An 11,149-nucleotide genomic window follows, 5' to 3' on the forward strand; every position below is an offset into this window, starting at 1 on the left:
CCTTCTCATTTCTTCAACATGTTCTCCTCATGTGGGTGATTTTCATGGCTGTTTCTAATAAAAGTACTCCCATTGACATCGTTTGGCCCAGTTTGCCCTTAGCAGCTTGGCAGGATACCTATGCAACTCTCCATCTATGGACGCAAATCATTGGTAAAATCCGGTTGGCACTGGCACCTAAACTCAATCACTGGTGGCAATCTACTCTTTATGTCACACCGCGTGGACTAACAACCGCTTCAATCCCTTGCGGAACTCGTAACTTTCAAATTAGCTTTGATTTTCTCGACCATCAACTACAAATCGACACTAGCGACGGCATTACTAAAAGAATTGCACTGGCTCCTCGCTCTGTGGCAGATTTTTACCAAATGGTGCTAACTACATTGAGCGACATCGGCATCGAAGTCCAAATCTGGACAATGCCGCAAGAAGTGTCAGAACCAATCCCGTTCGATCAGGACTATCAACATGCAGCTTATGATCCGGAATATGCACAACGGTTCTGGCGAATTCTTGTGCAAGTCGATCGGGTCATGACCTTATTCCGTTCCCAGTTTATTGGTAAATCCAGCCCTGTACATTTTTTTTGGGGCAGCTTTGATCTTGCTGTGACTCGTTTCTCTGGTCGTCGTGCGCCAGAACACCCAGGGGGAGTTCCGAATATGGCAGATTGGGTCACACGAGAAGCCTATTCACACGAAGTTAGCAGTTGCGGCTTTTGGCCAGGGGGTGGGTCAATGGTGGAGCCTGTTTTTTACGCTTATGCTTACCCTACGCCGGAAGGGTTCCATGATTACCCGATCCAACCCACAGAAGCTTTTTACAGCTCAGAGATGCAAGAGTTTATCCTACCCTATGAAGCCGTGAGACAAACTGACGATCCAGATGCAATGCTCCTTGCTTTTTTCCAAAGCACCTATGAAGCAGCAGCCAATTTAGGATATTGGGATCGAGTTGCGCTGGAGCATACTCAAAGTTGAGTGTTGGAACTTACTAAACTCAAGTTGGTTAAAACAAAGACAACTTGAATAGAGGAGAAATTCAAATGTCAGACAAAAATAAAGCCATCTTAGAAGAGGCAAACGCGGCGATCGCCCAAGGCAACAATGAAGGATTCTTGTCGTTCTGCGCCGACGACATGGAATGGACATTTGTAGGTGACAAGACCCTTAAAGGAAAGGAAGCCGTTCGCCAATGGATGGCAATGACATACATAGAGCCACCAAAGTTTAGGGTCGCTAACTTAATCGCTGAGGGTGATTTCGTCACGGCACTCGGCGACATCACCATGAAGGACGAAGACGGGAAAGCGGCTCATTACTCGTACTGCGATGTCTGGCGCTTTCGCGGCGATAATATTGTCGAGTTAAGGGCTTTCGTTATCAAAACCGAGGTCAAGGATGAAACCAGCAGCGCGGCGTAAATCATCTGCAAAAGTCAGGATGTATTCTTGCAAAGCAGAAAGTCCGCCGAGTGATAATCAAGAATTGCTGTAAAGCCGTGAATTTTTTCGCTTTTACTACGATTTCACTTCGCTTATCGACAATCGTTACTGAACAGAGGAACACCATGAATAAGCATAGTGAATTAAAAGTAAAGGTTACACCTTTGAACATAATTTTAGATATTGGGAAATGCATTGATCTATGCTGAAAAATACAACTTTCAAGACATTTGTTACTGCCACAGTAAGTAGTGCGGCTTTTTTGTGTGTAAGTGTTAATAATGCTTATGCTGCTTCTTTCAACTCTATTTCTCGTATTTATGGTTTTGGTGATAGCTATTCAGATAATGGGGCAGCACTTCGGATTACAACAGCAGCAGTTAACTCTGGGGTGCCTGGAGCATTTATATTCCCCCAAGTAGACGTGTATGACTCTGATGGTCGATGGACAAATAATCCCGGCTTAACATCAGTTGAGGTACTAGCAAAACAAAAAAAATTACAATTAACAGATTATGCTGTGGGTGGTGCAAAAAGCGGTAATGGCAATTTAAGTACTTGGCTTGATAAATATCAAAATACTGGTTTATTCGGTCAAATCGAAGAATATAAAGCAGAAGTTAATCGCGTGCCAGATTCTAAGGGATTATACTTCATTTTTATATCTACAAATGACTTATTAGAAAGGTTTTTTAATAATCAGACTGGTTCGGTTGATGTATTAGCTGATGCTGCTGTTAACAATATTGTTTCTGGAATATCACAACTTGCAGTGCTAGGTGCAGAACAGTTTTTTGTTGTAAATTCTTCAGATTTAGCTGCATTACCACTTTTTGAGCAATACTCAGAAGAGGCAGCTAAGTTTAGAGATGTTATCAATAAAAGTCTTCCCGGTCAACTCGATACCCTGAATAAGCAATTAGGTGTCGAAGTTGCACTGTATGACCATGTTGCAATTAGCAACAAAATTCGCTCTACCCCAGCGACATTTGGTTTTACCAATATAAATGATGCCTGCAAACTTTTATACACCACTGGGGGGTTAGAGCCTGGTTGTTCAACACCTGATAATTATTATTACTTCGACGAGATTCATCCTACTCGTCGTGTACATCAAATCATTGGTGAAGATATGGCCAATTTCTTAGATACACAGAAAACACCAACTGTTCCTGAACCATCAAATGTTGTAGCTTTGATATCTTGTATAGGTATAATAAGTTTACTACGGCGTAAAGTTCATAGTAGCTAAGGGTATCACCGTGCCAAAGTAGGTTTCATTGTACGCGCTTGTCCCAAACTTATAGCGGTTCTCAGTTGGGTGCAATATAGTAACAGCAGTGCGTGAACCATCCAATAATGTCTTTTTTAGTTACAGCATCTAAGGCATTTGTAATGGCCTTATCTAGGTATTGAGCCGAGATACAAGTAAAAAACAGCAAGATGGTCTGAAAAGCCCTGCTGTATATAAGTTTGAACGTTTTTTAAGCGAAAGTAGGATTTTGCCTGAAGATACTTGCAGTCTGAGGGTCAATAATTGCTTTTCGCCAACCCAAGAGTTTAATAAATACTCTGTGGTAGAAGGCTAATATTTTGGGCTATAATCCTTTGCCTGTAATAGTTACAGACAATCCATTGCGAAGGATACTCAAAGTCCTTGCTGTAAAACCTGTAAATAAAATTAATAAATACTCTAGTTTTTGTAGCGATACATACCCAAGATTTACGTTATCCTGCCAATTTTACTTAAAAAATGGCTGAACCCTATATATAGTATGAGTTTCGAGACCATCTTGCAGGTTTTTACTTATATCTCGGCTCAATACCAACTGGAACCGTTGTGACCACCCCAGCCCTGCTCACAGTCAGCGCGTTCCACGCAACCTTCCACGCGCTATCGGTGCTGGTTGCAATCCCTGTGTTCCTGGCGATCGCCTACAAGGTGTTCAAACGCGACGAGGTATCCGAACCTGTTTCCCAGAGCGATCGAATTGGTCGTCGGTGATCTCGTCAGTTCGTAAAACCATCAGCAAATGGATCAAAGGAGTTGATCATCATGTCTAAAGTGCCTTCTAACTACTCGCAGCAGCCATGGAAGTCCCCCATCGCGTCCTCGGAGCAGTCTGCACCTAACAAGCCCTCCCGTCCGGGCTGGCTTGAGATCATTGTGGGTCTTGTCGTCTTGGCGATCGTCGGATTCGGGGTTGGCTCGCTACTCAGGCGGCTCGGTTTTGACCCCGTGGTCTACGGACTGATTTTGACTTCGTGGACGGGTGTCGCCACGCTAACCGCGTTCGCGGTGGCTGTGCGGCTGCGGATTCGTTCCCTGAACGCCTTCGGTGTGCGTCCGGTCTCTAAGCGCTGGTTGCTCATTGCGATCGGAGTCGGACTGGTTGCCTTTGTACTCAAGGGATTGGCAGTTCTGGGCTGGATTCAGATCACCGGGAACACCAAGAATGTTCAGGGTGTGTACGCAGAGGGTGGTAGCGGCGGAGTACTATCCCTGGTTTTAGCCACGTTGTTCCTCGGTATCGTCACGCCTCTTGGCGAGGAGTTGTTCTTTCGGGGTGTCGTCGCTAAGGCGCTGCTGCGCTACGGTTCGTTCATCGGGGTCGTGGGTAGCACCGTGATCTTTGCCCTTTGTCATGGCATCAACATCGTCTTTCCCGCAGCCGTAGTCGCGGGTCTCGCCACTGCCGAGGTCTTCCGCCGCAGCGGCTCGGTCTGGACTGCTGTCATTGTTCACGTCGTTTTCAACTTGCCCACAATTCCGGTGATGGTAGCTGCTGGCATGGGCTGATAGGACGGATCATCTGGAGGTTAAACCAATGGCAATTCTGAAACAATTTGGGATTTTATTTGTATTGGGCAGTGTGGGAATTGTGATGTACACGATCGCGTCTATTCCTTTAGTCGAGCAACAGTTAGCGAAACTGTCTCCAGAAATGCTCGAAAAAGTGCCGCCATTGTGGATTTTAATGCTTCTGCAAGGACTACAGTATTCAATTCTACTGGCAATCAGCATTCTGGTCGGAATTGGTTGTGCCTATCGTGTTGGATTAGGCTCCCATTTGATTGATCATTGGGTGTTTCACACCGCTAAGTCTCCATCTTTTGCCGTTGAGATGAAGTGGAGCTTGGGTGTGGGTGCAGCGGCGGCGATCGTTCTCTTGTTGCTCGATCAGTTGATGCAACCTGTCCTACCTGAAGCGCTACGGGCAGCCAATAATACAGAGCCAAGTTGGTTGAATTTGCTCACAGCAATGTTCTATGGCGGCATCACTGAGGAAATTTTGATGCGCTGGGGTTTAATGTCGCTGCTTGTTTGGATCGCGTGGAAAGGGCTAAAACAAGGCGTTATGTTGCCAAGTCAAGGGATTTACCAGGGTGCGATCGTTCTAGCCGCGTTGGTATTTGGACTACTACACCTGCCAGCGACTGCCGCGATCGTTCCCCTCACTCCAGTTGTGATTATTCGGGCATTGTTACTGAATGGGATTGTGGGGATTGCGTTTGGCTGGCTCTTTTGGCAATATTCGCTAGAAGCTGCAATGTTAGCCCATATCAGCTTTCATGCTTTTGCCTCTGTTCTTAGCGGTTTACTGGCAAGGTTGGCTTAAGTTTTGGAATAGATATCGTAGGGCTAGCACTGCCCACAAAGCTTTACCGTGAAGGGTTTTAAAAAGAAAGGTTTTAAAAATGGTGGGCGATGCCCACTACTTGAATTGATGCTCAACTCTACAGTTTTAAGGTGGGAAATCAAATGATTCAGTGCAAAGATTTTGCGCCTCGGATTACTGAACGGGGACCCTTCGGCGGAGCTTCCGATTATGAATCCTTCTCTGAGGTTGTGAGTGCTGAAAATCAGTGGATTGAAAATACAACGATACAGGTGATCAATGTTGAAACCGTTGTTTTACCAGATAGCTTGAAAAGCACAAGTGATGGTGTCTACGGCGTGACAGTCAGTAATGGGGTCTACCCAGTGATGATCAGCCAGGGCGTTACAGTCAATTGCTTTCAATGTGTGCGTGTGTGGTACAGAGAATAAGCTTCACCGGAGAAGAAATAATGAAACGATTTACCTTGTTTACTTTCCTGTACCTCGCGCTGGGAGTTTGCCTGAGTGCGATCGCGCTTGGATACCCAAACCTGCCTTCGGGTCTTCAAACAAGCTTGTTCATTAGTGCAGGAGCGTCCTACATCGCTTGTATTCTCAGTACCTTTCCATTTTGGCGTGAGACAGCGATCCGCTTCTATCGCAGGCGGAATTCATCGGTAATTCTACCCTGGTTAGTGATTGGAGTGAACATTGTTTGGATGATCTGGGAAGTTCAGAGTCAGAACTGGGCAATGGAAGCCATTTTACAAGCGTTTTCGCGGCTAATAGTTGTCTTACTGTTTGCAGAAATCATTGTGATTACATGGCAAGTGAATTCTGAACATTAGGGTCTGAATCGGATGATGCCGAAACAAACTCGTTTCAGCAACGCGAGATAGAGTCAAACGTACTACATGAGGAACACCATGAATAAGCCAAAGTTTTTTGTTACCCCTGGTTATGGGGAATATCTGTTAAATCAATTGCATTACTCACAAGCGGTAAAAATCGACAATCGAGTGGAGATATCAGGGCAAGGCGGCTGGGATGACAATCTGCAAATTACCGAATCGCTTGCAGACGAGATTGCTCAGGCGTTCCGGAACGTCGAGCAAACCTTGGCGACGGCTGGTGCGGGTTGGGAGCATGTGGTTCACGTTAATTCTTACCATGTTGGCGGGTTCCCCCCAAAGGTTAACGAAGTGATGTCCAAGCTATTTCGTCATTATATGCCGAACCACGCTCCAATCTGGACACAGGTAGGAGTCGCGGCGCTTGGACTACCCACGATGCGGATTGAAATTCGCGTGACTGCAATTGTTCCGTGAGTTTTGCAAGCGTTAATAACACAATTTATGCTGCTCGAAAACTGGTCTATTACTTAAAAGGAGAACTCAAGAGTGTGAATTCACAAACAGCTCAAACCACCACTAATGCTGACGAGTCGGCAATCCGTGCTTTCCTTAACCAGATGATTGATGCTTGGAATCGAGGTAGTGGGGAAGGCTTTGCTGCCCCGTTCAGCAAAACTGCCGATTTCCTCACGTTCGAGGGCACACATCTCAAGGGTCGAAAAGAAATCGCTGCATTTCATCAACAAGCGTTCGACACAGTTATCAAAGGAACACGCCTGGAGGGTGAGGTGAATTTTGTCCGCTTCGTGAACTCGCAACTCGCGCTCATGCACGTAGTTATCAGGGTAATACTGCCCGGACAAACTGAAACTTCACCATCACGAGATTCGCTACCGCTATACGTTGTAACGAAATGCGACGAAGGTTGGCAGATCGAAGGGTTGCTCAATACCCGGAAGTTAACGCTAGAACGTCAATTCTTCTTAGACGACTTTGACTCCCTGAGTGCAGAGGCTCAACGTCAAGTGACCGACCTCGTTGCAGGTCTCAAAGCGAGTGGAGTAATCACTCCGCCGCAAATTGATGCGAAATAAAACCAATCTCCATCAGGAGGACAATCATGAAACCTCAACTCATTTTCGGAGTACTAACGATCGCAACAGGATTGCTCGGAGGTTCATTCACTCATCCCGCGATAGCGAAGCGCTGCTGCGTTCACCCTTGGCGTCTCCCCTTGGGAGAAGCGCAGATCGCACACAGCATTCCTCCACAACAAACCTCCCCCATTCTGATCGCCACTGCCTACACTGATTTAACCTTACCTACCTTGCGCCAAGGCGATCGCGGCAGAAACGTGCAATTGTTACAGCGCATCCTTCAAGATAATGGCTTTTTAGGAGCCGCAGGTGTGAGGTTAGGCAATCCAAGAGGGGTGATCGTCGATGGCACCTTTGGTGCGGTTACAGCGTCTGCGGTACGCGATCTCCAGCGACGATACAGAATCCCAGTTACAGGGCGAGTCAATCCAACCACCTGGGAAGTCCTGGATATGCACGAAAACCCCTATCGATCCCCGCTTCCCTGGAAACAACAGAACATTACACAACCATAAGCCACAGAAGATTTCTAATGAACCGAAAGATTCTTTCAACCAAAATCACAACCACAATCGCAATCACAATTCTGTTCGGCGTACTCCTACTGTTCAGTTTTCTATCCCTGGCTCAAGTCAGTTCACAAGTGATTCCCAGAATCGAAGTGATCGAAAGTTCTGAAGGGATTCCACCCAGTTACCGTTTAGTCATTAGCCGATCTCAGGACAATGTTTATGTCTTCTGTCCGACTGACTTCGAGCCACAGTTGGACTATCTGCGAAATGTGAAGGCGATTCAATGTAAGCCGTTTACCAGTCCCTAGAAGTAAACCAGTGAGGGGCAACAGCATAACAACTCACACCACTTTGTTGCTTTGAACAGAGGAGAGATTCAGATGTCAGAGAACAATAAAGCAATTTTAGAAGCGGCAAACGCGGCGCGATCGCCAAGACGCTCGGCGCGAGCCTGCTGACCGTCGAGGGCGAACAGCACGGTGTAGCCCTCACCGCCGGCAATGCGTGTGTCAACGACATCGTCGCTGACTACCTCATCGGTCTCAAAATCCCCGCAGACGGCGTTCGTTGCGTCCTTTAGGCGCGTTGGGACACTGAGTCCATCTCGCAACAGCTTACGCCATAAGCTATTTAGAGCATTCTGCAATTCCTCATTCCCAATAACTCAAATTAGGATCAATAACTCATGTCTACATTCAAGTACAACCGATTAGACAAAAATAATGCTGCGGTGCTGCTGGTCGATCACCAAACTGGACTGTTCTCACTTGTGCGTGATATTGGTGCAGCCGACTTCAAAAATAATGTGTTAGCGCTGGCAAGTGCAGCCAAGTTTTTTAACCTGCCTACAGTTTTGACAACTAGCTTTGAGGATGGCCCCAATGGTGTCATCATCCCTGAACTGAAAGAGAAGTTTCCCGATGCTCCCTTTATTCCCCGCCCCGGACAGATCAACGCTTGGGACAACGAGGACTTTGTGAAAGCAGTAGAAGCCACAGGCAAAAAGCAATTAATCATTGCCGGAATTGTCACCGATGTATGTGTTACTTTTTGTGCGCTTTCGGCATTGGAGGCAGGTTATGACGTTTTTGTTGTCACCGATGCCTCTGGAACCTTCGATGAAGCCTGTCGCTATGCAGCTTGGGATCGAATGTCTCGTGCTGGAGTTCAGTTGGTCAATTGGTTTAGCGTTGTGTGTGAATTGCACCGTGATTGGCGTAACGATATTGAAGGGCTAGGTAGTCTTTTAGCAGGGTTTATTCCTGACTACAAAAACCTGATGACCAGCTATGCAGCAAACTCAAGTGCTGGATCTCCCAGTAAATAATGAGAAAGCGTCTATTTTAGCTCGTGTGTAACTGAGTTGGTATTGTCATCGCTAGGTTATCAACTTTACTTGAAACATAGCGGTGACAACTACTTCTTGGTAAAAAATTGCCGAACAATCTGGTGTCTCTAAGGTGGTTGTTCTCAATGAAACTTTTTTCTCAATTAATTCTCTCGTCATCTCTGATCTTTGGAGTATGCCTTACTCAGCAATGCCTTTCTAGGTCTGCTACTGCCAAAGATACGTTGCCCGAGCAAGTCACATCTGTGAATCAGCTTACTGATGTGCAGCCTACAGATTGGGCATTTCAAGCATTACAAGCATTAGTCGATCACTACGACTGCATTGTTGGTTATCCCGATCAAAAATTTCAAGGCAATCGCTCAATCACTCGCTATGAATTTGCTGTCGGGTTGAATGCTTGTCTGGCTCGGCTCAATCAGCTACTAGAAAGTACGACAGCAGATGTGATTAAGAGAGAAGATTTACAAACTTTGCAAAGACTTCAAAAGGAATTTGCAGCAGAACTCTCAATATTGCGTGGACGGGTAGATTCCTTAGCAACACGCACAGATCAATTCGAGTCTCAGCAATTCTCGACGACGACAAAATTTACTGGAGAAGTAGTTTTTGCGGTGAGTGGTGCATTTGGCGATGATAAAGCTGTACCAGCAGGAGAAACACCTGGCTCCAGGGGTAAGGTCGGTGATAATATCATTTTTAGCGATCGCGTGCGGTTGATATTTAACACCAGTTTTACGGGGCAAGATTTACTGAGAATTCGATTTCAGGCTGGCAATATTCCCAACTTTAGGGAAGCCACAGGCACAAATATGGCTCGCCTCAGTTTTGATAGTGATACAGGTAATCAGTTAATTCTCAATCAACTCTATTATCAATTTTCCATCGGGTCTGCTGTTAAGGTGAGTGCGATCGCTCAAGGTACGTTATTTGATGTGGTCGATACCATTAACCCTCTATTGGGAAGTGATGGCAGAGGTTCTATTTCTGCATTTGGGATTCGCAGCCCTATCTATCGTGAAGAAACAGGTGGGACAGGCATTGGTATCAGTTATAACTTCAACTCAGCCATCAATTTGGCACTGGTTTATCTTGCTAGTGAAGCCAACAACCCGACTGCGGGATCTGGATTATTTGATGGTTCCTACTCTGCCCTAGCACAACTGACATTAAAACCTACGAAATCCTTAAGTTTTGGCTTAACCTATGCTCGTTCTTTGAATGCGATCAATATCGGTACAAGTAGTACCATTACCAATGACCCCTTCAATGGAGCCAGTAAAAACATTGTTGGGAATAGCTATAGTCTTGCAGCTTCCTGGCTCGTCAACCCTGCCTTCAGATTAGGGAGCTGGGTAGGATATCTCCAAGCATCGGCACAAGATATCCCCAATGATCCCAGCGCTGAGATTTTTTACTATGCTGTTAATTTTGGATTCCCAGATTTGGGCAAAAAAGGCAATCTATTGGGCTTTGCCTTTGGACAACCCCCCAAAGTAATCAGCAATGAGTTTGGGGTAATAGATCGCAACACCTCATTGCATTTTGAAGCCTTATATCGATTGCAAGTGAACGATAATGTCTCAATTACCCCTGGTGTGATTGCTATTATCAACCCCGATCACAACAGCAATAATGACACGATTTTTGTTGGCACCATTCGGACGACGTTTCAGTTTTAGGGTCTGTACAGGCACGGTAAGGCACTTGCCTTGAAAAAAGATACCAGCCGTGTTTCGAGTTGATTCGTTGTGTAGCGCGGATCTGGGTGATGACATCTGGTATCTTTTTTTGCGGTCTCCCCTAAGAGCCGTTTTCTTTTTTAACTATCAAATTACCCGGAACGTTAAATTCTATGTTCGATGAACCGTTAGCAATCAATATCAGTGAACAAAACTGTCCAGTCACTGCTGTGATCTCTCATGTAGTGAGACCAGGGCGTGAGCAAGGTTACGAAGCATGGTTTCATGCTTGCGGGGCTAAAAAAAGGGCTAGGATGCAGATATAATAAGCCTCATAGCTCTCTCTCCTTGCTGGTAGTACTTACGCTTCAGTCGGACTTAATCTCAATAATTCAGTAACTAACTCATAAGAATTTTCCATGAAATTAACCCAATTGTCGCCATAAAGACCAATATAAAAACTACTATGTCGTCGAACAATCCTTAAGGATTCTTTAATTCGTCCAACATATTTTTGAACACCCATGCGTTTTATTTTTTGACCAGATATAGTTGCAGCCGTATAGGCAAGTGAGATTAATAATATTAGGGAAATTAGCCTTTGACCT

Annotated in this window: 16 protein-coding genes and 1 pseudogene; 14 read left to right on the plus strand and 3 right to left on the minus strand. The window is 45.6% G+C overall.

Translation table 11 applies throughout. The annotated features are described in order from the left end of the window. The first annotated feature begins 44 nt into the window (after positions 1 to 44). The 11 genes from F8R90_RS31390 to F8R90_RS31445 all read left to right on the plus strand — a co-directional run bounded on the left by F8R90_RS31390 (position 45) and on the right by F8R90_RS31445 (position 7,819). On the plus strand, positions 45 to 983 hold the full coding sequence (locus F8R90_RS31390; protein ID WP_196513982.1) for a DUF5996 family protein: 939 nt from the start codon (positions 45 to 47) through the stop codon (positions 981 to 983). 65 nt (positions 984 to 1,048) lie between these two features. Then, complete coding sequence (locus F8R90_RS31395) at positions 1,049 to 1,426, plus strand: nuclear transport factor 2 family protein (RefSeq protein WP_193948163.1); 378 nt, start codon at positions 1,049 to 1,051, stop codon at positions 1,424 to 1,426. Positions 1,427 to 1,649: 223 nt separating this feature from the next. Continuing rightward, on the plus strand, positions 1,650 to 2,699 hold the full coding sequence (locus F8R90_RS31400) for an SGNH/GDSL hydrolase family protein (RefSeq protein ID WP_196513983.1): 1,050 nt from the start codon (positions 1,650 to 1,652) through the stop codon (positions 2,697 to 2,699). An 804-nt stretch (positions 2,700 to 3,503) separates the two neighbouring features. Next, positions 3,504 to 4,247, plus strand: a complete 744-nt coding sequence (locus F8R90_RS31410) for a CPBP family intramembrane glutamic endopeptidase (RefSeq protein ID WP_196513984.1) — start codon at positions 3,504 to 3,506, stop codon at positions 4,245 to 4,247. 28 nt (positions 4,248 to 4,275) lie between these two features. After that, positions 4,276 to 5,067, plus strand: coding sequence for a CPBP family intramembrane glutamic endopeptidase (locus F8R90_RS31415; RefSeq protein WP_196513985.1), 792 nt, complete (start codon positions 4,276 to 4,278; stop codon positions 5,065 to 5,067). Between the two features lie 143 nt (positions 5,068 to 5,210). Continuing rightward, on the plus strand, positions 5,211 to 5,498 hold the full coding sequence (locus F8R90_RS31420) for a hypothetical protein (RefSeq protein ID WP_196513986.1): 288 nt from the start codon (positions 5,211 to 5,213) through the stop codon (positions 5,496 to 5,498). A 20-nt stretch (positions 5,499 to 5,518) separates the two neighbouring features. Then, positions 5,519 to 5,896, plus strand: a complete 378-nt coding sequence (locus F8R90_RS31425; RefSeq protein WP_196513987.1) for a hypothetical protein — start codon at positions 5,519 to 5,521, stop codon at positions 5,894 to 5,896. A 66-nt stretch (positions 5,897 to 5,962) separates the two neighbouring features. Beyond that, entirely contained in the window at positions 5,963 to 6,376 is a 414-nt protein-coding gene (locus F8R90_RS31430; RefSeq protein WP_230967185.1) for a RidA family protein, read from the plus strand. Beyond that, positions 6,373 to 6,996: an SgcJ/EcaC family oxidoreductase gene (locus tag F8R90_RS31435; protein ID WP_331000755.1), complete on the plus strand. Its 624-nt coding sequence runs from the start codon at positions 6,373 to 6,375 to the stop codon at positions 6,994 to 6,996. The genes F8R90_RS31430 and F8R90_RS31435 overlap by 4 nt, the downstream gene beginning before the upstream one ends. A gap of 26 nt (positions 6,997 to 7,022) precedes the next feature. Continuing rightward, complete coding sequence (locus F8R90_RS31440; protein ID WP_196513988.1) at positions 7,023 to 7,514, plus strand: peptidoglycan-binding domain-containing protein; 492 nt, start codon at positions 7,023 to 7,025, stop codon at positions 7,512 to 7,514. A 17-nt stretch (positions 7,515 to 7,531) separates the two neighbouring features. Then, positions 7,532 to 7,819 (plus strand): hypothetical protein, encoded by a 288-nt coding sequence (locus F8R90_RS31445; protein ID WP_196513989.1) that lies wholly within the window; start codon positions 7,532 to 7,534, stop codon positions 7,817 to 7,819. Between the two features lie 68 nt (positions 7,820 to 7,887). Here F8R90_RS31445 and F8R90_RS33260 read toward each other — a convergent pair whose 3' ends face one another. Next, positions 7,888 to 8,157, minus strand: coding sequence for a hypothetical protein (locus tag F8R90_RS33260; protein WP_230967187.1), 270 nt, complete (start codon positions 8,155 to 8,157; stop codon positions 7,888 to 7,890). A 39-nt stretch (positions 8,158 to 8,196) separates the two neighbouring features. On the opposite strand from F8R90_RS33260, the gene ycaC reads away from it, so the two are divergent. Beyond that, positions 8,197 to 8,838: an isochorismate family cysteine hydrolase YcaC gene (gene ycaC, locus F8R90_RS31455; RefSeq protein ID WP_193948172.1), complete on the plus strand. Its 642-nt coding sequence runs from the start codon at positions 8,197 to 8,199 to the stop codon at positions 8,836 to 8,838. Positions 8,839 to 8,889: 51 nt separating this feature from the next. Here the strand turns inward: ycaC and F8R90_RS33630 are convergent, their stop codons facing one another. Continuing rightward, positions 8,890 to 9,018, minus strand: coding sequence for a hypothetical protein (locus F8R90_RS33630; protein ID WP_256091117.1), 129 nt, complete (start codon positions 9,016 to 9,018; stop codon positions 8,890 to 8,892). Between the two features lie 86 nt (positions 9,019 to 9,104). Here F8R90_RS33630 and F8R90_RS31460 point away from each other — a divergent pair, with 86 nt between their 5' ends. Both F8R90_RS31460 and F8R90_RS33265 read left to right on the plus strand, forming a co-directional pair. Next, positions 9,105 to 10,541, plus strand: a complete 1,437-nt coding sequence (locus F8R90_RS31460; protein WP_331000756.1) for an iron uptake porin — start codon at positions 9,105 to 9,107, stop codon at positions 10,539 to 10,541. A 173-nt stretch (positions 10,542 to 10,714) separates the two neighbouring features. Continuing rightward, positions 10,715 to 10,867: a hypothetical protein gene (locus F8R90_RS33265; protein ID WP_230967193.1), complete on the plus strand. Its 153-nt coding sequence runs from the start codon at positions 10,715 to 10,717 to the stop codon at positions 10,865 to 10,867. Here the strand turns inward: F8R90_RS33265 and F8R90_RS31465 are convergent. Then, a pseudogene (locus F8R90_RS31465) lies at positions 10,851 to 11,149 on the minus strand (IS4 family transposase); the annotation flags it as partial. The gene F8R90_RS33265 and the pseudogene F8R90_RS31465 overlap by 17 nt on opposite strands.

Source organism: Nostoc sp. NZL, from assembly GCF_015714705.1.
In the GTDB taxonomy this organism is placed as follows: domain Bacteria; phylum Cyanobacteriota; class Cyanobacteriia; order Cyanobacteriales; family Nostocaceae; genus Nostoc; species Nostoc foliaceum_A.